This is a genomic window from Streptomyces sp. NPDC036984, assembly GCF_055607665.1.
Genome location: NZ_JBVJRL010000036.1, coordinates 1 through 21,460, shown reverse-complemented (window position 1 = coordinate 21,460; position 21,460 = coordinate 1). Strand labels below are relative to the sequence as shown.

Genomic DNA, 21,460 nt, shown 5'->3' with positions numbered 1-21,460 from the left:
TGCTGGGGTCCGCCTGACTGTGACCACACTCGGACCGCACGTACGCGCAGCGGGCCGCGGCCCCGCCCGGCGGGCGAAGCGAGAGAGCCCCGGCCGTGATGGGATTCTGAAGACGGCCAGGGCTGCTCCTCGTCCCACCCACGTAGCCCCCGGCCGGCGGCCCAGGTACTGAGGCGGGAGAGCTGTGGTTCCCTGATGCTGCTCGCGCGGAGCCAGGGGGCTGCACGCTCATCGAGAGGTGCTGCTTTTTGCGGCCTACCGACCACACGATCGCCGGACAGTCAAAGAACTACAGGTACTCCACCGACCACCAGGCCGTCATCGACAGCGGCACCCGACTCATCGTCGTGATCGGCCGGACCCTGCCGGGCAACCGCCCCCCACGGGACAGCTCCTGCCCCATACGAGCCAGAGAAGCCCAAGGGAGGCCGCTCCCCACCTCGCCGGCTCCGAGGATGCTCAGTCGAGACAGAACTCGTTGCCCTCGATGTCCAGCATCGGGATGCACGCATCATTGCCGTCATACAGCGTTTGCACGTGTACCGCGCCGAGCGGGACCAGTCGCGCGCACTCGGCCTCAAGAGCGGCGAGGCGTTCTTCCCCCACGAGTCCGGTGCCGACCCTCACGTCAAGATGCAGCCGATTCTTGGCGGCCTTCCCTTCGGGAACGCGCTGGAAGAACAGTCGCGGGCCCACACCTGAGGGATCAATGCACGCAAACCATGCGTCCTGCTGCTCAGGTGGCAGCGAGCGCTTGAAATCGTCCCAAGTGTCAAACCCCTCCGGCGGCGGCGGTACGACGTACCCCAACACCTCGCACCAAAAGCGAGCGAGACGCTCAGGTTCCGCGCAGTCGAAGGTGACTTGGAACTGCTTGATCGATGACATCGACGCACCCTACCAAGGGGGCTCAACTCCCCCGCCGGATCCCCATACTGTCGAGAGGCTGGCCCCGACCCCGGCCAGCCACGGGCCGGTTACGACACCGGGTGACCAACCCGAACAGCCCACGAGTACGACGTAACCCTGGCGGCGTAGCCCACCGGTGGGGCCCAGGATCCCGATCCCGACCACCCTCATGCCGAAGATCAGTTACGGGACAGTCCTTGACCTTGTCGTCTATCCAGTGCGGCGGGGTCTCGCGCCGACCTTGCGGTGGGTGGGCCGGCTGTATGCCTCGCCGGTCGCCAGGATTCTGCCCACATCGTGGCGTGTGGCCAGACGACGGTTTTTCGAGCCCGGCGGCCGTCCGGGCCCGGGACGGGACGGTTTCGGTGCACCGGCCGGAGAGCCGCCTTCGCACGTAGGTTCCTGAACCCCCCGCCGGACGCGAGCGGGGCAGGCCGCCTTGATGCCTCAGCCTCCTTTGTGCTGTCCTCTGTCTCTGTGCCAGAGCAAAGGATCAGACGAGGTCCGCTCTCGCGTCCGGCCGTTCCAAACCCGGGTGATCGAGTTCGAGGGGCCGGTCGATCAAACAAACGGCCTCGGTCGCCAGCGCCCCTCCTGCACGATGGTGACGTGAACAGGGATGCAACGCGCGACGCCGTCGTTGAAGCAGGCTGGCAGGCAGTACGAGACGACGGGCGCGTACGGATGGAACTGCTGGAAGCGGCCTACGCCGAGCCCTGCCTGCGGCAACTGTTTCCCTGGACCGGGATGGGAGAACTCCACTTCAGCCGTTGCACCGAATGGCGGTGGACCTGGGACGTCCCCTACATCCAGCCCGCCGCTGGAGGTACCTACTGGGTCTCCGGTCCTCTCCGGAGCCAGACGGTTGGTCCGGCAGCAACGGCACAGGAGGCCATCGCCATGGTGGTCCAGCGTCTTCCAGCGGGCTGCGGCCCTGCCTTCCTGGGCACCCCGGAAGAACTCACGGCTCACGAAGCCACCAGGGAGAGGGACCAGACGGACGATGGTTAATAGACAAGTTCACAGCGGAGTACTGTTCCCTTCCAGGGCCCTGACGTGGGAGGAATCGACCGGCCGGGCCCCCCACCACCGCTGTCGTCGGTGGCCCTCGCGGAAAATGCGCAGCGGGACCAGTCCAACCGCGAAGCCGCGTTGAGCTCGGTGAGCGGGACCTCGTGCAGCCGCTGCCAGACTCCGGCCGCGTTCCAGTCCCGCAGCCGCCGCCGGCACGTCATGCCCGAGCCGAAGCCCAGCTCCTTCGGCAGGTACTCCCACTGGATGCCGTTGCGCAGCACGTACAGGATTCCGCACAGCACCTCACGGTCCGGCAGTGGTTTTCGGCCCGGATACCGAAACCGCCGCTCCCTCCTGGGAAACAGCGGTTCAATCCGCTCCCACAGTTCATCCGACACGACCCGCGGTGACGAGCCCATGACCTGACCAACCGATGAAGGGCGAGCCGGACACGATGATCGGTTCGGATACCGTCTGAGCAAGGAGACTTCACCAGGGGGATGGGATGAACGCAGAGACCGTCACCGCCATATGCGCGGTCGTGATCGCTGTCGGATCGCTGGTCGTCTCGGTCTACCAGACCCATGCCACGCGGCAACACAACCGCCACTCGGTGCGTCCGATACTCCAACTACACCGCGGCTGGCCGACCGGGAGCAGAGCAGGAATCCGGCTCATCAACTCCGGACTTGGCCCGGCGGTCATCGTCGACAGCACGCTCGCCGTCGATGATGAAGTGATCGGCGCGTGGAACGCACCCAGTGTCGACCACGTCCGCGACCGCCTCTCGGTGCGCCCATCCGCGGTGACCTTCAACCAAGGAGAGGTCCTCGCCACCGACTACGAGCAGTACTTGCTGAGTGTCGCAAGCTATGACCCGCAGAACCACGCCGAAATCGAGGACTTGATCAATCGGCGGCTCACACTCAAGATCCGCTACGAGTCCCTTTACGGCGGGGAGAACTACACAGCCGTCCTACGCCCCATCCATTGATGGGGTGGTCTACCCGCGCCATGCCGCCGTTCCGCGCTGACCGGCGCCCGAGTCACCGTCCGGGTCCGGCTCGGCGAAGACGATCTGCATGTGGTCACGGCCGGACGCGCGATCATCGCCCAGCACCGCCGGGCGCCGGACGGGGCCGGGCAGATCGGACGGGGCCGGGCAGACCGTCCGCGATTCCGGACACGTCATCGCCCTCGAACGCGCGGTGCCGGCCTCGTTCTCCGACAAAGCACCCTCCCGCACCAAAGTCCGCCGGCCCCCGTCGGCCGCGGCCCTGGCTGAAGGCGAGAAGCTACGCGGGCTGCCCGAATCGGACGTCGCGAACCGGGTCGTGATCGACCTGTCCCACTACGCCGCCGTCGCCGACCGGCGGCGGCAGGACCCCACCCACGTGGACCAGGAGCGTGAGAGTGAGTGACCCCATGCCGATGAGCGAGGCACGCCGCTACCAGCAGCTGCGAGGCCACCTGTCCTATCTGAAACTCAACGACGCCGCCGAAGCCCTGCCCCGGGTGCTGGACCAGGCACGAGCCGAGCGAATGACGCTGACCACGGCCCTGGAGAAGCTGCTGGAGATCGAAGCTGAGGCGACCGAAGCCCGCAAACTCTCCTCCCGGCTGCGGTTCGCCTGCCTGCCAGAGCCCTGGACCCTCAACGACTTCGACTTCGCCGCACAGCCCGGCGTCGACGAGAAACTCATCCGCGACCTTGCCGCCTTACGGTTCCTCGACAACGCCTCCAACGTTTAGCTCGTCGGTCCACCAGGCGTCGGCAAGACGATGCTGGCCGTCGCGCTCGCCCGTTCCAGGTGATCAATCAGCCATACCTGAAGCCGGGCACGATCCTCACCACCAACGTCGGCATCGCCGAAGCGCGCATGTTCCGGCGAACCTGTGCCAGGCAGCGCCGAAACTTCACAGGTTCCGGTGGCGCCTCGGATACTGCATGATCGACCCGTGCTGATCGAACTGATGAAGGTCGCGAGGTTTCCCGGAACCTCCTGGCTGGCCGATGTCCGAACCTCGTTCGGTCACACGGCAGTCCGGTGGTGCGGGGACCGGGCCGCAGAGCCTGGCGAGTACCACGTCGAGTGGACCATCGACGAGGACATCGTCTGGGGGTGGAACGCCAAGCCAGCTGCCGGTATCGGTCCTGGCCTCCGGACTGGCGGGCACTGCGTTGTGCTGCGGGGCCGGTTGAGCCTCACAGAGGACGGTGCCGCCCTGCTGGACCTGGACGGCACCACTATCCTGTTGGACCTTGCCGATCAGCTGCCCGAAGGTGTTGCCGGCACCTGGGTCGAGCTCTTCATCGAGCGCGAGAAGATCGCTCTCTACCCCTACGAACTCTGACCAGCGGTCATTCCTTGGTCGTCTCCCACCCTGACAAGCGGGTCTCGTCGACGCGATCAGACAGATGGATCACGGTGGCCTCGGGATCCATGCCGAACGCGGCGGCGACGAGTTTGGGGTCCATGGTGTCGACCAGGTCAAGCAGTCGAGTTCAACGGATCATTCGGGGCGGGAAGCCGCAGGCGTCCAGGACGTGACTGGCATAGGCGGTGAACGCCGGGCCCCGGCCGGACTCCGTCTGGCGGGCGACCATGACGTGGGGACTGTCCGTCCGCTGGGCTTCGCGATGAGCACCGCGACTGCCCGATCTGCTGGACCCAGTTCCAGGTCAACCCACAGGCAGCCACCCGCCAACCTACTGTTCACCACGGTGCATAGCTCAAGCAGCCCGCCGACGACGCGAGCGCGACGACGCCAACGACACCCTTGAAACAGCACCGGCCGGGCCGCCATCGCCCGAACCCACCGCACTGACACCGACCGCAACCCGCAACTGCCCTCACTGCGACAAGCCAGTCACCATCGTCGCCCTGCTTGCCACCCCCGAGGCCGCCCGTCCCACCATCCCCGCCGCAAGCCCTGACGTCATTCCGATGCGCTGAGGCCCGCGCGGTCCGGTGTACGCCGGGCCGCTCAGGGCGGGCTGAACCCGGGCGCAGAGAACCCGTGGGACATGGCCAGTGGCCCTTCACTACCCTCGCCCTGAGAAAGGACGTGGGCATGGCACTGGTGAAGAAGGGGTCGCGGCGCATCACCGTCGACGGCACCACCTACCGATGGAGGCTTCGCGGAAGGCCCACCTACGACCAGGGACTGGTCTGGTCGCCCCTCACCTATGCGGTCGAACACGCCGAGACTCCCGGCACCACACTGGTGATCACGACCAACCAGCCACACCCGAGCAACTGGTTCGGCACACAGGCCAACCCTGTCCTGCCTTCCGACGTTGCTGACAGCATTCGAACCGCTCGCGCCAACGGATGGACTCCCGAGAGTTCCGGCTCTCCATTCCATCTCGACCAGTCGGAGGGCTTCGCCTCCTCCCACTGACTCGCCCCGCGCAGAAGGAGAGCGGCACCGGGGAAAAATCGAGATCGGCATCAGCAGCCGACAGCGGGCTCAGTTCGCCAAGGGGGGCTCATCCCCGCCTCCGGTCGCGTCCAGGAATAGCCGCGGGTCCGCCCTGGGTTGCTACCAGCATGACAACGACCACGCCGCGGCCCGAGGTGCTGCGATACACCGCCTTCTCCAGCGCCCCCGACGGCGGAAACCCCGCCGGCGTCGTCCTGGACGCCACCGCCCTGAGTGACAGTGACATGCTGGCTATCGCCGCCGAGCTCGGATACTCGGAGTCGGCGTTCCTGACCGCGCCCCCGGCGGGTTTCGACGGCCAGGAGGGTAGGGCGTACGGCATCCGTTACTTCAGTCCCAAGGCCGAGGTGTCGTTCTGTGGGCACGCCACCGTCGCGACCGCCGTCGCGCTCGCCGAGCGAATAGGCCCCGGGGAGCTGGTGTTCGCGACGCGCGCCGGCACCGTGCCGGTGGAAGTGGCCGAAGAGGGCGGGGCGTTCAGGGCCACACTCACCAGTGTCGAGCCGCACATCGAGGAGATCGCCGAGGCCGATGTCACGGAGGCGCTCGCCGCGCTCGACTGGCCGGCCGCCGATCTCGACCCGGACTTCCCGCCACGTATAGCGTTCGCCGGTGCCCGCCATCTCGTACTCGCGGCGGCGACACGTGCGCGTCTCGCGGATCTTGCCTACGACTTCGCGCGCCTCGAAGCCCTGATGCACCGATTGGACCTGACCACCGTGCAGTTGGTGTGGCGGGAGTCGGCCACCGTCTTCCATGTCCGTGACCCGTTCCCCGTCGGCGGCGTCGTCGAGGACCCGGCGACCGGCGCCGCGGCGGCCGCTTTCGGCGCCTATGCCCGCCAGTTCGGTCTGGTCCCCGAGGACGCCATCCTCACCCTGTATCAGGGCGCGGATCTGGGCCGCCCTGGCGAGCTCACGGTGACGCTGCGCACGGGTGACCGGCGCGTACGTGTCAGCGGCACGGGAGTTCGCATCAGCTGAGAGACCAACCCTGGCGCGGTGCAGGAGCAGGTCTCCCCGCCCCTGCGCAGCGTCCCGATTTCCTGAGCGCCGGATCCGGGTTGCTGCTGTCCCGGAGGTTCCTGATCCTGCCTGTCCGCACCAGCTTTCAAGGCAACTGCGCCGGCCTTCGCCGGCACCCGGGCCCCTGCGCTTCCCCAGGCACCTTCCGGCGCGGTCCGCTCCCCCGGGGTGCGGTCGGGTGCGCCGGATGGGCCTAGTGATCGTGGCGGTCGCGCGGTACGGCGACAGCCGCTGGGTGGCCCGGCCGCCGTGACGGCGGTCCTTTTTCATGGCCTGGCGCCGTGGAAGCCCTGGGCGCCGCTGTAGCGGCGAGAGGCGTCCCGGATCTCGTAGACGAGGGTGAGACCGGTGACTCGGCCACCGCTGAGGGTGTCGGCGCGGAGGCTCCAGGTGCGGGCGCCGGCGGAGCCGCGGAAGGTGCCCCGGGCAGTGCGGCGGAGGGTGATGGCGGGGCTGTCGGCGAAGCCGGTCATGCGGAGTGCGCAGTCCGTGCCGGCGCACGCCGAGCGGAGGGTCAGCCAGTGGTCTCCGCTGTAGAAAGCGGCAAGGAAGTCGATGTCCTGCTGCAAGGGATAGGTCTGTGCGGGTGCCTCGGGCCGGAAGGCCGCCCGGGTTGCCGCCTCGTCCAGCACGAGGGTGTAGCGCCCGGCGAACTGGGCCGCGGTCGCCGGTGTGCCTGGTGGGTCCGAGGGGCCGCGTGACTCCAGGGGGCCGGGGGGCGGGAGGCTCGCGGTGGAGGGGAGAGCGCGGGCGCCGGCCGCCGGGCGGTCGCAGACCGGGCGGAACGCGGCACCGGGGGCGTACCGTTCCCAGTCCGCCCGCGTCATGGGGCGTCCGGCCGCGGCGCAGACCGCGCCGAGGAGGTCGTCCGGCTCAGCCACCCGCCACACCTCCAGGGTGCGGACGTCGCTGATCGCGGCGAGGGCTCCCCGGCCTGGCAGGAAGGCCAGGGAGCGGACGGCTTTGAACGGGCCGGTGAACGGTACGCCGAGCCGGGTGCGGGTCGCGGTGTCCCAGAGCCGGACGGTGCCGTCACGGCCGGCGGAGGCGAGGGTGCTGCCGTCGCCGCTGAAGGCGACGGCGGACACCTCGTCGGTGTGGCCGGCTAGGGGACGGCCTACGGGCCGCCGGCGGGCGGTGTCCCACAGCCGTACGGTGCCGTCGGCGCCGGTGACGGCGAGGAGGCGGCCGTCGGGGCTGAACGCGACGGAGTCGATCCGGCCGTTCTGCCCCCGCATGGTCTCGCCGAGGGCGTGGCCGTGGCCCAGTTCCCACAGCTGTACGGACCGCCCCTCCGCGACCGTGGCGAGGGTGCGCAGGTCGGGGCCGAACGTGAGGTGACCCAAGGATGCCAGCGGGTCTCCCGAGGGCACGTCGGGCGTGAGCGTGCGCAGCAGGCGGCCGCTGCGCGCGTCCCAGCGCCGCACGGTGAAGCCTGCCTCGCTCGCTGCGGCCCACAGCGACCGTCCGTCGGCGGACCAGGCGAGTGCCTGAACCGGTCCGGCGTCAGCCAGGGTGGTCAGTTCCCGGCCGCTCGCGGTGTCCCACGTCTGGACGCGGTCGTCGGCGGCGGCCGCCACCGTGTGGCCGTCCGGGCTGAAGGCGAGCGCGCCGGTCCAGTCGCCCAGCCCGCCGAGTGCGGTGTTCCGGCCGGTGGTGACGTCCCAGAGTCTGACGTGCCAGTCGCCGTTGCCGGGGGCGCCCGCGGCCACGTACCGTCCGTCCGGGGAGGCCGCGACGGGCCCGTCCCGGTCGTCGAGTGAGGTCAGCAGCGGATCGCCGACGTTCCACAGCCGTACCTCCGGGCCGCTGTCCCCGGCGGCGGCCAGCGCCGCGCCGTCGGGGCTGAAGGAGAGAGCGTCGACCCGGCCGCTGTGTCCGCGCAGCGGGCCGCCGAGCAGCCTGCGGCCGGACAGGCTCCACAGGGTGACCGTGCCGTCCGCGCAGCCGGCCGCGATCGTCGTACCGGCCGGGGCGACGGCGAGGGCGCTCGGCGCGGTGTCCTCGCTGCATCCCGGCCGGTCGCCGATCCACGTCCGGCCGGCCAGGTCCCGGAGCCGGAGGCGTCCTGACGCCCCCGCGGCGATGAGGTACTTGCCGTCGGGCGTGAAGGCGAGCGGGCCGGAGGCGCCGGTGAGGGTGGGGCCGACCTGGCGCTGGATGGCGGTGTCCCACAGCCGTACGCGCCGTGCGGTGTCGGCCGTGGCGAGCAGCCGGCCGTCGGGGCTGAAGACGGCGCTGCTCGCCGGGGTGTCCAGCGGGTCGCCGAGGGGCTTGCCGGAGGCGGTGTCCCACAGCCGCGTGCCGCTGAAGAACGTCCTGCCGCCCGGGCCGAGCACGATGGCGCCTGTGCCACCGGCTGCGATCGCCGCGGTCGGCCGGGGCTGTTGCCGGCCCGCACGCAGGTCCCAGAGCCGTACGGTGTGGTCGTCGCCCGCGCCGGTCAGGGTGCGGCCGTCCGGGCTGAACGCCAGCGCGGTCACGGTGCCGGCGGGTCCGGCTAGTGGCTTGCCGACCGGGCGGTGCGAGGCCGCGTCCCAGAGCCTGATCAAGGAGTCCGTGCCGCCGGTGGCGATCGTGCGGCCGTCGGGGCTGTGGGCGATCGCGGTCACGGCACCGCGGCCGGTCAGGGTGCCGCGCAGCGGGCCCGCCAGGACGGCGCGCAGGCTGTGGCGGGCCTCGTCGGTGGGAGCGACCCGCCAGGCCGCGGCGGCGAGCAGCGCCGCCTCGACGGGGTCGGCGTTCTGCACGCTGCTTTCCGCGAGGTTCCGGGACAGTTCCGCGTCGCGTTCGCTGTCGAGTCTGCCGCTCGTCACGGCGGCGTGGACACCGAAGATCAGTGCCAGGACCACCGCCACCGCCACCGCCGCGACCAGCGTGCGGCGGCGGCGCACCCGTTCGGTTTCGGCGGCAAAGGACGCGTCGAGGAACTCCCGCTGCCGTCCCTCCGGCGTGGGGAACCTGCCGGGATCGGCGAGCCACCGCTGTTGCGCCTCGCGCATCGCCGCGAGCAGCGGGCCCTGATAGAGGTGGGCCGGGCCCCGCCCGTCGTGCGACCATCGTTCGGCGTCCTGGGCGAGGCGGCCGTGCAAGCGCCATTCCCGGATGTCGGTGGTGAGCCAGCGGCGCAGCCTGGGCCATGCCTCGAGCAGCGCCTGATGAGCGGGCTCCGCGAAGTCGTTCCCGATCACGACGAGCCGCCGTTCGGCGAACTTCCGCAGTACGGGTGGCGCTTCCTCGGGCAGGTCATGCAGCGGGACGCGGCGGCTGACGGCGGGCGTGTCCGGGCCGATGAGGGCGAGCCTGCGCAGGGCGTCGGCGGCGACGTCCTGCTCGCGCGGGGTCAGGGCCGCGTACACCTGCTCCGCGCTCGTCGCGACGGCGCCGAGCACCCCGCCCGACAGTTCGTAGGCACGGTCGGTGAGCCGGTCTCCCTCGCGACGCTCCCAGGTGAGCAGCATCGCCTGGGACAGCAGCGGCAGCGTACCGGCGGCGAACTCGCCTTGCCGAGGGGTGAGTTCACGGGACCGCAGATCGGTGAGGATCCTGTCGACGAGTTCCGGTTGGACCTCCAGCCCGGCGGCCCCCGCCTGGTCGACGATCGCCCGGCGTAGATCCGGCTCCTCCATCGGCCCCAGGATGAACTGGTTTCGCTCGAGAGCCTGCCGCAGCACCTCATAGCGGGAGCAGTTGTCCAGCTGGTCCCCGCGCATGCCGATCACGACCAACGCCGGCGGCCTGCCGTGCTCTGCGGCCGGAGTCGTGGCGGAGCGCAGGGCGGTGACGAAGGCCGCGGCCTGGCGGGTGTCGGGGGTGCCCACCCCGAACAGTTCCTCGAACTGGTCGACCACCAGGACGAGTCGCAGCCCGTCGCCGGGTGCGCCGTCCCGCCGGCGGCCGAGCCGCTCGGAGAGCAGCGCCTGTCGGACGTACCTCCCGGTGCTTTCGGGGTCGGCCGTCAACTGGTCGCGCAGGGTGTGCTGGTCGCCGCCGTACAGGGCGGACGCGAGGTGGAGGGCGAGGGTGGCCAGCGGATCGCCGTACTGCCTGGGCCTCATGACGATCTGCGGCCACCGCGTTGTCTCCGGTGGCAGTCCCCCGGACGCTGCTGTCAGGGCGGGCAGCAGCCCGGCCCGCAGCAGCGAGGACTTGCCGACGCCGGGGGCGCCGGTGACCATCACCATGGCGGGGCTCGTGTGGTCGTCGGCGAGCACGCGGGAGGTGAGCGTGACCAGTTGCTCGATCGCCCGCGCCCGGCCGTGGAACAGCTCGGCGTCCTCCTCACGGAACGCCGCCAGGCCCCGGTACGGGCAGTGTCCCACCCACCGCAGCCGGGGCGCCGAGGCGGCCCGGGTCTGCGGAGGGCCGGGGCGGATGGCGGCTATGTCCCCCCTGACCCTTTCGGTGGCGGCTTCCTGCCGGCGCACCGCGTCCATGATCCGGTCGTGCTGCACGCTGTGCCGGTCGGCGCTGCTGCGCAGATCGTCCAGGGCGGGACCGAGGTCACCGAGCAGAAAGCGGAACTCCTGGAAGTGGGCGGTGAGTTCGGTGAGGCCGGCGATCAGTTCGCCGCCTGCTCCGGCCCCGTCCCCGGACTCCTCGCGGAGGAGTGCACCGATGGCGCCGCTGTCCCGCAGCACCCGGGCGATGGCGGCGCGCAGGGCCGCCGCGCGGTCGCCGCCCTCGGCGAGCACCTCCTCGATCCGCCGCTGGAATTCGTCCTCGGCCTCCTCGCGCGAGGCATCGGGCCGCAGCTGGTCCACGGCCGAGGTGACGAGGTCGGTGAGGACGTTCCCGCCGACCGAGCTGAGTACGCCGATGCTCGTCGGCAGGAGTGCCCCGTCGGGACCCAGCAGGGCGCCGAACGATCCGGCCGCCAGGGCGGCCAGCAGCAGGCGCGGGGTCCAGCGCCGCATCCCCGGCGTGGACGCCTCCGCGTACCGGCCGAGCCTGCCGCGCATCCCGGCCAGCATCAGTCGGCGCCGTTCGTCCTGCCCGGCGCCCGCCTCTTCCTCGTTCACCACTTGGTCCCGTCAGCTGAACGGTTCGTCGGGACGCGCCGCCTGGTGCGGTCCGGGGCGGAAGCCGGACGGGACGGTGGCTGGCAGGCGTGCGTATCCCTGCGCCACCCACTCGCATTCGACGGAGGCATGCGGCATGTTGTCGTTCAGGCACAGCGCCGTCCCCTCCGTCACGGTCACCGTGCAGGTCACGGTGCGGGACGCCTCGGACCAGACGTCATGGGGGCAGAGGGTGAGCCGCACCCCCTCGCTGGAGATCACCAGGGCCGGGTGCCGCTCCCGCACCTTCGCGGTGAGCTTGACCGCGGTGCCGCGGGGGACGACGAACCGGCAGGACACGGGGGTACTGGGCTGGGTCTTGCCCCTTTCGCGGATGTCCGGGCAGAACTTCTGGCCGGGGAGGTCGGAGCCGATCCCGGCACTCCATGCGGAGGTCATCAGCACCACCAGGGGTACTCCATCCGCACCGGGGCGGGAGGACGTGGACGCCGAAGGGCCCGGGGCAGGGTCGTCGTGGTCCGGGCCGGACGACGCGCATCCGGCTGCGAGGAGGAGGGCCACGGGCAGAAGGCTTCGCGCGAGGCGGCCGGTCATGGCGTCTCCGTCCTGCGGTAGGCGTTGCATTCCCGCGCGGATTTCTGCTCGAACTCGTCCCCGGTGGACACACACACGGTCGCTTTCCCTGCCGACCCGAAGACTGCACAGATGATCGAGTCACCGTGCCCCAAGCCGCTGTTGCAGCCCTCGTAGTCGATGTACACGTAGGAGAATCCGGGCTTCCGGGCGGGGTGCGCGTAGGGATCGCCTTCCAACGCGGGTTGGGCGCGCAGGTAATAGATCTTTCCTGGCTTGACGGTGATTTCGCACTTCTTTCCGAGAACGCCGTCGCTGCCGCAGCGTCCCTTGAAATTTCCGAACAGGTCGATCTTCCATTTGGTTTTGAAGATCACGGTCAGTGTTCCGGGTCCGTCGGCCGCCGGCTGCGTGGCCTTCTTCCCGCACGCCTGGCGCGCTACGTCGGCGGGCCCGGTGGTGGTCACGCAGATGGTGGCGTCATGGTCCTGCCGGACCGTGCAGACGGAGGCTCCGGGGCCCTCTCGGCATCCCCAGTAGGCCACCCGGACCCCCTCCGGCAGCGCGCCCCGCGCCGTCACGACGACTTTCCTGACCTCGCCGTTCTTCTCCACCCGAAGGCTCGACCGGCACACGGTCGAGTTCTCCTCGCATAGCCCGTCCGGCTCCCCCGGCAGGGCCAGCGCGGCCAGTCGGCTCTCCGCGACAAGCTTGAACCGGACGGAATCCGCCGAACCGCCGGGCCGCAGGAGCAGATAGGCCGAGCCCGCGGCGGCGATCAGCAAGGCGACAGCAACGACCGCCGCCCTGACACCAAGGCGCTGCATCACGTTATCCCCCCGATCCGAATCGGCACACCGCCGCTTCGGCTTTCCCCTGTCACTTCGATCGGGCAGCCACGCGCGATCACCAGCAGGTTAGCGAAGCGTCGCGTTGGCCGTAACCGGGTCCGCGGAAATGCATATATGCATCTGGCGTATGAGCCGGGATTCACCATGCATTCACGCACGGGAATTCCCGGCCGTCCCGCGAAACTCACGGGGCCTGCGTCAGTGGCAGGGCATGGCGTACCGGCATGAGTGATGCGCGATCTGACGCAGTTCAACTGGCGCTGGTACGCCAGTCCCTGCGCCATCCGGCCCCGAGCCGCCACGGCGGTGACGGCGCGGGGCCGGGCAGGATCACAGGTCGGGGGACAGAGCAAGAAAGCCTTCGGCGTTGCCCTGGAGCCCAGGAGGGATGTCGTTCATGGTGGAGAGGACCTGGCGAAGCGCACGAGCAGCTTGCGGTGCCTCGGCCCACGCTGCCCGATCTCTGGTCAGGACGGCCGAGAGCAGGTCACCTTCATAAAGGTCGCCTTCCACCAGTGGATCGGCACGGAGCAGTTCGACAGCTCTGGGCAGCAGGTAAGGCAGGCCGATGTTCTGCCCGATCAGCAACCGGAGGTCCTCGGGGCTGAGGGCGCTGACCGGTTTGCGTCGCAAGGCGTGCGCCGTGGCAACCAGACGAGTGGCGTCCGCAGGCGGGTCAGGCCAGCGGGCACCTTCCAGCTCCTCCAAGGAGCGAGATCCACGTTCCGGTCCGGTCACCAGCTGATTGTCACCTATCGAGGCTCGAAGCGGCCCTGGGGTCTGTCGTCACATGATCTCGGCTGGTGGTCCGTGATCACGTGATACGTCGCCATGAACTGTCCGTGCGCTCAGAGGCGATGACGGAGGGCCCGTGAGGTCCAGCCGTGCCTGTCGTTCCGAATCCGCATGGCGAACCTCCGACATGCGGGCCTACGCCACCTCGACCTTTCGCGCTCGACGAACGCCTCGGTAGGGGCCGTGCCTCATGTCTCGGAGCCGGCACCACGCCCCTGGGCTCAGGCCCGCGATGTGGACGGCGGCATCAGGGGCCGGCCTGGGACAGCTTGATCGTACGGTCCACGACGTAGCCGAGCGCGGACAGCGAGTCGAGGTCGTCAAGGCTGTCCTGAAAGACCACCACGAACTGCTGCGTGGGATTCGAGCTCTCGACCACCGCGGCCTCGGAATTCACCTGGGTGCCGGTCTTCAACGGACCGTGACCGATCTTGGAGTCCGACACCCCGAAGTCCCGTGCCGGCAGGGCCGGCCGCCGGGTGAAGTCCAGATACGACGGGTCGTCACCGACGCTCGCGGACGTGGCGAGGAGCGCGTGCATGAAGTGGGAGCTGCCGGCGTCCACGAGGGTGCGGCGGACGATGTGTGCGTAGAGGTTCGCCATGTCGAAGCAGGTCGACGCCTGGGCGACCATCCCGTCGTTCACGCTCGGGATGCGCACGGCGGGCAGCGCACCGGTGAAGGTCCCGGCCAGCCAGATGCCGGTCTGGGCCGGCGGGAAGAAGAAACCGCCGGCGTTCAGCGCGCCGTCGATCCAGCTGTAACCGAGCAGTTGGATGCACGCGGACGCGGTCTCGTTCGACCCCTTGATGATCATCCGGTTCAGGTTGTCCTGGAAGCCGGCCTGGAACGAACAACTCAACCCGCCGTTTGTGGGGGACGTGGCGAAGATGTGCTCGTACTTCGGCAGCCGCTGCGCGGGGGTGAGGCCCGCCTGGGCGATGGCCGGAACCGCCGCGTCGATCACCGGGTCGAACTCGCTCCGCAGCCGCGCGAACAACTCCTGCGGTGTCGCCATCTCCCCGGCCACCGCGTTGACGCTCCTCAGGAGTTCGTACGCCGCGTACAGCACGCCGACCTTGGCCAGGCTGGCGGTGTAGTAGCTCTCCCCGTACCGCAGCCCGGCGTGCCGGAAGTCCAGGCCGTCCGGCGTCTCGTCGACCGCCACAAAGGAGATCGCCGCACGGAACGATCCGCCCAGGCTCGGAAACTGCGCGAGCGCCTCGCCGACCGCGGTGTCAAGAGCCATCTGCAACGCAGGGTCGTCGCCCAGCAGCGTGGGGTAGGGCGAGGGGAACGGGTTCACCCGTCCAGGATCGGGCCGGCCGCCCGTGCCCGCTCGCGGGACACAGCCGTACGGGTGAAACGGGCTCGATTGCCCGGGCCGGCGTCCCGGGCACCCGCTTGCCTCGACCGCTGCGCCCCTCAGTGCCGCTCTCCAGGCCGCGGCCGATGGCGTCGGCGTGTTCCCTCAGCCAGTCGGCGCGTTGCCGGAGCGGCTTCACATGGTCGCCCGGCGGGACGGGGCCGGTGCCCTGTCGGGTGCCGCTGCCCGGGACCAGGGGGGTGGTCGGCTTCACGGCGGCGAAGTTCCGCCCACGGGCACCCGCGGCCCACCTGGCGGCGGAGAGGCTGGAGCCTGACACGTTCCGCGTCGTCCGGCAGGGCGATCCACCAACCGATAGGCACCCCGGAAGACCGTCACACCAGCCCCCATGTCCTGTGACGTGCACTTGGCGGAGGCTCACTGCTTGAGCACAGGAGACACCCGCTCCGCTGAGAAATCGTCTGTCAGCGGTCGGCTGGCCGTCTTCTGCTCGCTGTGGCCGGGCGGCCTTCTACGATCCGGTGAACGCTGGGTCCCGAGTTGGTTCAGCGGTTCGGCGATCCGGTCTGTTGGGGAGCCAGCCGGCATGGGCGGCCCCGAGCCGCCCCTACCCACTAGCGGTCCAGCGCAATCGTGGAAGATGGAGCCCATGACAGGGGACGCGAGCGAGATCGTTCTGAGCACGCAGGACCTTCGTGAGATCGCCGCGTTCGCCGCGGCATGCGCGGAGGCGGCGCTTGGGATATTCGAGGCCGATCAGCCTGACGACTCGCGGCCTCGAGACGCTATCAGTGCCGCGTGGGAGTTCGCTCGGGGTGGCGAACGCGGGAAAGCTCTGCGCGACACAGCATCGGCGGCCCTCAAAGCGGCCAAGGACGCGGACACCGCGGCTGCCCGAGAGGCAGCGTGGGCGGCGATGTCCGCGGCAGGCGCCGCCTACCTGCATCCGTTGGCCAAGGCCACCCAGGTCAAGCACATCCTCGGAGCCGGCGCTTACGCGGCCAGAGCGGCCGAACTCGTCGCCGGCGACGATCGGAGCGTTGGTGCCGAAAGCCTTGAGCAGACGGTGCATCGTGCGACACCAGTCGTCGTTGACGTGCTCAAACGCTTCCCGGAGGCGCCGAGTGGCGGCGGACGGGTAGCCGAGTTGATCCGCATGCTGGACGCCGACCTTCGTTCACGCACCATCTCTGAGTGACTTTCAGCGTCCAGGCAGAACGGCCTCACCTCCGTCAGCGGTTGACTTCGAGGTTCGTCAGGACGAGCAGGGTGCGCAGGAGGTAGGCGGCACGGGCGGGGTCGGTGCGGAAACACAGGAGATCGCTGTCCTGCGCCGCCAACTCAAAAACAAGGGACAAGAGCGACAGCAGCTCCGAGACCAGGTCGATGCAGCCGCAAGAGTCATCGCCGTCTTACAACGGCTGACAAAATGAGGTGGATCGCTCCTGACGGCCGTGGTCGGGCGAGAGTCGGGCGTTCGGTCTGGCGTGGGGGCGTCACCGTGGATCGTCTCGGATGAGCCGTGGGACCGCCTGGAGCCGCTGCTGCCGCAGCGTGAGCGCGGCTTCCGTTGTCCGGGCCGCACGCCGTTGCCGGACGCACCCCGTTCGCGATCCTGCTGACCGGCGGCAACCGCAACGACGTCACCCAACTGCTGCCCCTGCTCGACGCGATCCCGCCGGCGTACTTGGCCTTCCGCTGGGTCTCCAGAGGGTTCGGCTGCTTGGACAGGTCCTACGACGTACGGATCACATCTGATCCGATCCCCAAATCCGGCCAGACATGAGACAGTTCAGGCCGGAGACGGCGAGGAGGATGCGAAGGATGTCGACGTGGAACGGATTCGGCACCACGTATCGGGGCTTCAGCTACCCGAATCGTGACGGCAGCCACCACGCCACCCAGTGGGCCGTGCTGCTTTTTCTGCCGGTGTTCCCCTTGCGTCGGCATCGCCTGACCGTCGGTGACTCGTCCTACACACAGTACGGGAACGGCAGTACCTCGGTCACCCACTACGCGGTGCACGAGGAGACGCCGCTCGTCGGTGGGGAGATACTGCGCACATATCTGACCTGGTGGGTCATCGGCCCGCTGATCGTTTTCGGGCCCCCCGCACTGGTGCTGTGGCTCGTCGGCGACGGCATCGGATTCATGACCTATTTCCTCCTCCTGGCCAGCTGCGTCGCCTGGTGCATCTGGGTGGGCGCGGCTATGGAGAAGCGCAACCGCAGGGAGCGCGCGCTGCCTCCGGGGTAGCCACTCCCGTCCCCTTTACAACGGCTGACGCAATGAGCTGAGTTGTCGGTGTGTGATCAGGCAGCAGGCGAGTTCGAGGAACGCTTCGTGGATGTCGGCTCTGCGTTCCCGTCGGATCCGCAGGCGCCGGAAGCCGTGCAGCCGCGCGAAGCTCCTCTCGATCACCCAGCGGTAGGTGCCCAGTCCGGTGCCGTGCCGTGTTCCACGGCGGGCGATGGCCGGCACGATGCCACGTTCGCGGACATGATCGCGGTAGATGTCGTGGTCGTAGCCGCGGTCGGCGAAAAGTGAGTCGGGTTTTGCGGCGCGGTCGTCCTACCGGGCCGCGGACCGGCGGGATCGCATCGAGCAAGGGCAGGAGCTGGGTGACGTCATTGCGGTTGCCGCCGGTCAGCAGAACGGCGAGCGGGGTGCCGTGTCCGTCGGTGCTGAGGTGGTGTTTCGAGCCGGCCCGGCCCCGGTCAACCGGCGAAGGGCCAGTGTGGCTCCCCCTTTTAGCGCTCTGACGTGGGAAGAGTCGACCATGCAACGGGACCAGTCCGGCCGGGAGACTGCGTTCAGTTCGGCCAGCAGGACCTCGTGGAGCCGTTGCCACAGGCGGTCCCACAGCTCATCCGAGACGATCCACGGCGACGTCCCCACACCGAGGCCGAACGCTCAACTCCCGCCACAGACACGCCAGCCAGCGCCGATCCACCTCATTGTGTTCCGTTGTTACTCGCGCAGATTTGTTTGTGAAGCCTCAGCGGCGCACGAACTCGGGGGCCTCTTCCATGGGCAAGTTGCGCGTCGTTCGGAGCGGCGACAGGAAGGTGGGGAGAAAGCTCAGCGTCATGCCGGCTGCGCCGATCCACAAGGTGCCTGATGCTCCGAACAAAGTACCCGAGGCTCCACCACAAAGCCCACCGACAGGAATGCCACCCCAGGACACGAATCGAGCTGTCGCGTTCATCCGCCCCAGTAGCCGATCCGGTGTCAGGGCCTGTTGGAAACTTGATTGAGCCACAACGCGAACGACGCCGCCCAGTGAAAGAGCCGCAAGTCCGAGGGCAGCTACGTACACGCTCCAGCCCGGTCGTGCCAACGGCATGAGGACGGTGAAGGGACAGGTGACCAGTGCCGCGAGCCAGATGACCGGACCTTGCCCGACCCTCTTCGAGATCCTGGCTGCCACCAGTGCGCCGAGCAAGGCGCCGCACCCCATCCCGGACAGAATGAGGCCGATTCCGAAAGGCTGGAGACCTGTCTCCCGCTCCAAGAAGACCAGCAACATGGTTTGATACATGACCAGGAAGAGGTTGAACACGGCATCCCCCAGCATGATTGCGCGTAGGGTGGGGTGCTTGAGGACGAACCTCAATCCCTCGTTGATCTCGCGCCCCAGTTGACGGTTCTCACTCGGCTCTGGCTTCGGTTCACGTCTGCTGATAGTGAGAGCGAGCAGCCCCGACACGGCCATCCCGCCCGAGCTGACCAAGAGCGTTGCCGGGGCACCAACCAGGCCGGCCAGCGGCCCCGCCACCGTCGGCCCGCTGATACTGGTCACCGAACGTATCGCCGAGAGCTTTGAGTTTCCTTCCACGAGACGGCTGCGGCCCACCAAATGCGGGAGGTAGCTGACGTACGCGACGTCGAAGAAAACGGTCAGAACTCCATGAACCAAGGCAACTGCGTAGAGCCACCAGATGGTAAGAAGGCCGGCCCACCATGCGACCGGAATCGTCAAGAGGACCAGCGCGCGAACGAGATCAGTGCTGATCATCACCGACCGCTTCCGCATGCGGTCCACCCACGCGCCGGCCGGCAACCCGACCAGGAGCGAGCCTGCCGTAGTCATCGCGGCGAGTAACCCGACCTGGAACTCGTCGGCATCCAATGCCGCGATGGCAACCAGAGGCGACGCCAAGAAGAGGATACGGTCGCCCAGCTGACCGAGCGCCGTGGCAGCAAACAAACGCCCGAAGTCCCGATCTCCCAGGAGTCCGAGCCGTGAGGTTTTTGTCATTCGTCTCTCCTGCCGTCGGAAGTGAAAAAGTCGTTCTACTGACTTCAACGGCTACGGACGGTCCACTCCGAACTCGTAGACCACTTCCCGTCGCACGTCCGGAACGGCCATGTCAGCGGTCTCCACCGGGCGTCCGTCGGTGTCGTAGATGGTGCGCTCGATCTGGAGCACGAGGTCCCCCACGCTGATCCCCAGCAGGTTCGCCTGCGTCTGGGTGGCACGAGCCGGGCGCGGAATCTCCACCACAGTCGAGACGACCACGCCGATGGAGCGCATGCGCTCGACCACCCCCTTCCCTGCCAGGGGACCCCTCTCGGGCAGCACGATCGGCGTTCCCTCCGTGATGGCCATCGGCTCCCAGGATTCGGAGAGCTGGACGGGCTGCCCGCCGGCGAGGAACTCGTAATGCGTGTTGACGCAGAGGTCTCCGGGGCTGATGCCGAGCCGCTCGGCGATTTCTTCAGAGGCGGGGACGCGCACCTGGCTGTGTGCATCCCAGGCATCGGCCCTGCCCCGCTCCCTCACCTCGGAGCAGGGGGAGGAGCCATACCCGCGATCCCGGTGCCGCGAGCGGACCAGCCGCAGGCGCTCGCGCGGGACGCGGACATAGGTACCCGAGCCGGCGCGCCCTTCGAGGAGACCGTCGGTGATCAAACGGTCCATGGCCCTCTGCATGACGTTGCGCCCGAGCCCGTACTCCTCGGCGAGCCGTGCCCGGGACGGCAGGCGCTCGCCGACCTCCCACTCCCCCGCGAGGATCCGTGTGCGCAGCACGTCGGCTACTGCGAGGTACGGAGCCTCTCGGGGCATGGGTGATCCTCCGGTTGTCCTGCGCTACGGCAGCTGGTCGTTCTCAGGGGGTGTTGGCAAGCTACTGCACCCAGAAAAAGTTGCTGGAGTAGAAATACGGTGCGCGCGCGTGCGCCTGCGGAAGTCCACGGCACCGTGCCAGTGATCACCTGCCGGGGACCCAGCGCGGAGTCGAACTGGGCGTCCATCGCCGGTGATCGCTTCGATCCGGTTCAGCCAGGATCGGCGAGCAGACCAACCCGACGTGCCGATCGACCGCCGGGACGCGGACCTTGGCGTATTGGGACGGGGAGAAGCGGTCCAGCACGACGACCAGTTCCTGCTGGCCCATCGGACGCATGGGGCTGGAGGAAGCTCCTGGCAGCCGTGCACGGGTGGCTGGTGACGCAACGAGCCGTCAGGAAGCGTCGTACCTGCTCTTTGGGCTCCGCAGTCGATGGCTCCGCCGACTGGCTACTCGTCCGAGCCCGCAGCCGACTGGGGTACCTCGACGACGAAGAACAGGAAGGTGGTTTTGGCCGAAAGGTCATGGAAGCCGTCGGGGAACAGTTCACGGGCGGCCGGGTCGGGCTGCGGTTCGCTGATGACGGAAAGGCGGAAGCCGGCGCTGGTGAAGGCGTCGGTCATCGCGTGCAACGGCTTGCGCCAGAACCTCATCGGGACGGACTGCCCGTCGAACGTCCAGTCGAAGGCATAGCTGGTGGTCGCAAAATAGTCGGGCCGAGGATCCTGGATCGTGTAAGCCACGAAGGGGTGGTCCACCGAAGCGATCAGCCGGCCGCCGGGCCTGAGTACTCGCCGTAACTCGGCCAGCGTCGGCCCCCAGTCCTCCAGGTAGTGCAGGACCAGCGAGGCGACCACGTCGTCGAATGCACCGTCGTCGAACGGCAGAGGGTCACTCAGGTCGACCACGTGCAGGGCTACGTCGTCACCGAGCCGCCGCCTGGCCAGCGCCAGCATCCCGGCGCTCGCGTCGACGCCGGTGACGACGGCACCGCGGTCGCGTAGTGCGGCGGACAGGGGGCCTGAGCCGCAGCCGGCATCCAGGATCCGACGGCCGGTCACGTCTCCCGCGAGGGCCAGCATCGCCGGCCGCTCGTAATACGCGTTCACGAGGTTGTTCTCGTTCTCCGCCGCGTACGCCTCGGCGAAACTGTCGTAGACATTCACCCGTTCCCGATCTGCAGACTGAGCGAAGCTCTCGGGCACGTCGGTTGCGCGTTCCATCGTCGCAGCCTAGTACTCCAGCAGTACTTCTCCATTTTGGCTGGTCAGGGGTCTGGGAGTGGGGAGTGTAGTGGTGTGCTGGTGGAGGTGGGACGGTCTTTGCCGGTGTGTCGCCCCAACGGGTGGCCACGCCGCATGTAGTGACAGCGGCGGGCTTGTGCTTGGTGGCGGCGGTGCCAGTGTGACCACGTCATGATGTG

General features: G+C 68.8%; 20 protein-coding genes and 4 pseudogenes. 12 read left to right on the top strand and 12 right to left on the bottom strand.

What is annotated here, in order from left to right:
- Positions 1-248: 248 nt before the first annotated feature.
- Positions 249-377: pseudogene (locus ACZ7DL_RS37120) on the top strand (IS5/IS1182 family transposase); the annotation flags it as partial.
- A gap of 82 nt (positions 378-459) precedes the next feature.
- Here the strand turns inward: ACZ7DL_RS37120 and ACZ7DL_RS37115 are convergent.
- Positions 460-888: a VOC family protein gene (locus ACZ7DL_RS37115; protein ID WP_470781211.1), complete on the bottom strand. Its 429-nt coding sequence runs from the start codon at positions 886-888 to the stop codon at positions 460-462.
- Positions 889-1,155: 267 nt separating this feature from the next.
- Here ACZ7DL_RS37115 and ACZ7DL_RS37110 point away from each other — a divergent pair, with 267 nt between their 5' ends.
- The gene (locus tag ACZ7DL_RS37110) at positions 1,156-1,920 is read left to right on the top strand and encodes a DUF6193 family natural product biosynthesis protein (protein WP_470781209.1); all 765 of its coding nucleotides are present in this window, start codon (positions 1,156-1,158) and stop codon (positions 1,918-1,920) included.
- A gap of 98 nt (positions 1,921-2,018) precedes the next feature.
- Here the strand turns inward: ACZ7DL_RS37110 and ACZ7DL_RS37105 are convergent.
- Positions 2,019-2,342, bottom strand: a pseudogene (locus ACZ7DL_RS37105) (transposase); the annotation flags it as partial.
- An 86-nt stretch (positions 2,343-2,428) separates the two neighbouring features.
- On the opposite strand from ACZ7DL_RS37105, the gene ACZ7DL_RS37100 reads away from it, so the two are divergent.
- The 7 genes and pseudogenes from ACZ7DL_RS37100 to ACZ7DL_RS37070 all read left to right on the top strand — a co-directional run bounded on the left by ACZ7DL_RS37100 (position 2,429) and on the right by ACZ7DL_RS37070 (position 6,353).
- Positions 2,429-2,917 (top strand): hypothetical protein, encoded by a 489-nt coding sequence (locus ACZ7DL_RS37100; RefSeq protein WP_470781208.1) that lies wholly within the window; start codon positions 2,429-2,431, stop codon positions 2,915-2,917.
- Positions 2,918-3,005: 88 nt separating this feature from the next.
- Positions 3,006-3,344 (top strand): hypothetical protein, encoded by a 339-nt coding sequence (locus ACZ7DL_RS37095; RefSeq protein ID WP_470781206.1) that lies wholly within the window; start codon positions 3,006-3,008, stop codon positions 3,342-3,344.
- Entirely contained in the window at positions 3,337-3,675 is a 339-nt protein-coding gene (locus ACZ7DL_RS37090) for an ATP-binding protein (protein ID WP_470781205.1), read from the top strand. Before ACZ7DL_RS37095 ends, ACZ7DL_RS37090 begins: the two co-directional genes overlap by 8 nt.
- Positions 3,676-3,738: pseudogene (locus tag ACZ7DL_RS37085) on the top strand (AAA family ATPase); the annotation flags it as partial.
- 144 nt (positions 3,739-3,882) lie between these two features.
- Entirely contained in the window at positions 3,883-4,278 is a 396-nt protein-coding gene (locus tag ACZ7DL_RS37080; RefSeq protein WP_470781203.1) for a hypothetical protein, read from the top strand.
- Positions 4,279-4,998: 720 nt separating this feature from the next.
- Positions 4,999-5,328, top strand: a complete 330-nt coding sequence (locus tag ACZ7DL_RS37075; RefSeq protein ID WP_470781202.1) for a hypothetical protein — start codon at positions 4,999-5,001, stop codon at positions 5,326-5,328.
- A gap of 149 nt (positions 5,329-5,477) precedes the next feature.
- Positions 5,478-6,353, top strand: coding sequence for a PhzF family phenazine biosynthesis protein (locus ACZ7DL_RS37070; protein ID WP_470781200.1), 876 nt, complete (start codon positions 5,478-5,480; stop codon positions 6,351-6,353).
- A 308-nt stretch (positions 6,354-6,661) separates the two neighbouring features.
- Here the strand turns inward: ACZ7DL_RS37070 and ACZ7DL_RS37065 are convergent, their stop codons facing one another.
- The 5 genes from ACZ7DL_RS37065 to ACZ7DL_RS37045 all read right to left on the bottom strand — a co-directional run bounded on the left by ACZ7DL_RS37065 (position 6,662) and on the right by ACZ7DL_RS37045 (position 14,941).
- Positions 6,662-11,416, bottom strand: a complete 4,755-nt coding sequence (locus ACZ7DL_RS37065; RefSeq protein ID WP_470781198.1) for an NACHT and WD repeat domain-containing protein — start codon at positions 11,414-11,416, stop codon at positions 6,662-6,664.
- 12 nt (positions 11,417-11,428) lie between these two features.
- Complete coding sequence (locus tag ACZ7DL_RS37060; protein WP_470781196.1) at positions 11,429-11,863, bottom strand: hypothetical protein; 435 nt, start codon at positions 11,861-11,863, stop codon at positions 11,429-11,431.
- A gap of 143 nt (positions 11,864-12,006) precedes the next feature.
- Entirely contained in the window at positions 12,007-12,816 is an 810-nt protein-coding gene (locus tag ACZ7DL_RS37055; protein WP_470781194.1) for a hypothetical protein, read from the bottom strand.
- 354 nt (positions 12,817-13,170) lie between these two features.
- Entirely contained in the window at positions 13,171-13,548 is a 378-nt protein-coding gene (locus ACZ7DL_RS37050) for a contact-dependent growth inhibition system immunity protein (RefSeq protein WP_470781192.1), read from the bottom strand.
- A 334-nt stretch (positions 13,549-13,882) separates the two neighbouring features.
- On the bottom strand, positions 13,883-14,941 hold the full coding sequence (locus ACZ7DL_RS37045) for a hypothetical protein (protein WP_470781190.1): 1,059 nt from the start codon (positions 14,939-14,941) through the stop codon (positions 13,883-13,885).
- 670 nt (positions 14,942-15,611) lie between these two features.
- Here ACZ7DL_RS37045 and ACZ7DL_RS37040 point away from each other — a divergent pair.
- Positions 15,612-16,160, top strand: coding sequence for a putative immunity protein (locus ACZ7DL_RS37040; RefSeq protein ID WP_470781188.1), 549 nt, complete (start codon positions 15,612-15,614; stop codon positions 16,158-16,160).
- A gap of 34 nt (positions 16,161-16,194) precedes the next feature.
- On the opposite strand, the gene ACZ7DL_RS37035 is transcribed toward ACZ7DL_RS37040, so the two are convergent.
- The gene (locus tag ACZ7DL_RS37035) at positions 16,195-16,320 is read right to left on the bottom strand and encodes a hypothetical protein (RefSeq protein WP_470781186.1); all 126 of its coding nucleotides are present in this window, start codon (positions 16,318-16,320) and stop codon (positions 16,195-16,197) included.
- 212 nt (positions 16,321-16,532) lie between these two features.
- On the opposite strand from ACZ7DL_RS37035, the gene ACZ7DL_RS37030 reads away from it, so the two are divergent.
- A complete protein-coding gene (locus ACZ7DL_RS37030; protein ID WP_470781270.1) occupies positions 16,533-16,748 on the top strand; it encodes a hypothetical protein in 216 nt (71 codons plus the stop codon).
- Positions 16,749-16,786: 38 nt separating this feature from the next.
- Entirely contained in the window at positions 16,787-17,218 is a 432-nt protein-coding gene (locus ACZ7DL_RS37025) for a hypothetical protein (RefSeq protein WP_470781184.1), read from the top strand.
- A gap of 15 nt (positions 17,219-17,233) precedes the next feature.
- Here the strand turns inward: ACZ7DL_RS37025 and ACZ7DL_RS37020 are convergent.
- The 4 genes and pseudogenes from ACZ7DL_RS37020 to ACZ7DL_RS37005 form a co-directional block, all read right to left on the bottom strand.
- Positions 17,234-17,900, bottom strand: a pseudogene (locus ACZ7DL_RS37020) (IS5 family transposase).
- Between the two features lie 60 nt (positions 17,901-17,960).
- Positions 17,961-19,223 carry an MFS transporter gene (locus ACZ7DL_RS37015; protein WP_470781182.1) on the bottom strand — a complete coding sequence of 421 codons (1,263 nt, stop codon included), beginning with the start codon at positions 19,221-19,223 and terminating at the stop codon, positions 17,961-17,963.
- Between the two features lie 51 nt (positions 19,224-19,274).
- Positions 19,275-20,033, bottom strand: coding sequence for a GntR family transcriptional regulator (locus ACZ7DL_RS37010; protein ID WP_470781180.1), 759 nt, complete (start codon positions 20,031-20,033; stop codon positions 19,275-19,277).
- Between the two features lie 453 nt (positions 20,034-20,486).
- Positions 20,487-21,260 carry a class I SAM-dependent methyltransferase gene (locus ACZ7DL_RS37005; protein WP_470781178.1) on the bottom strand — a complete coding sequence of 258 codons (774 nt, stop codon included), beginning with the start codon at positions 21,258-21,260 and terminating at the stop codon, positions 20,487-20,489.
- Positions 21,261-21,460: the final 200 nt, after the last annotated feature.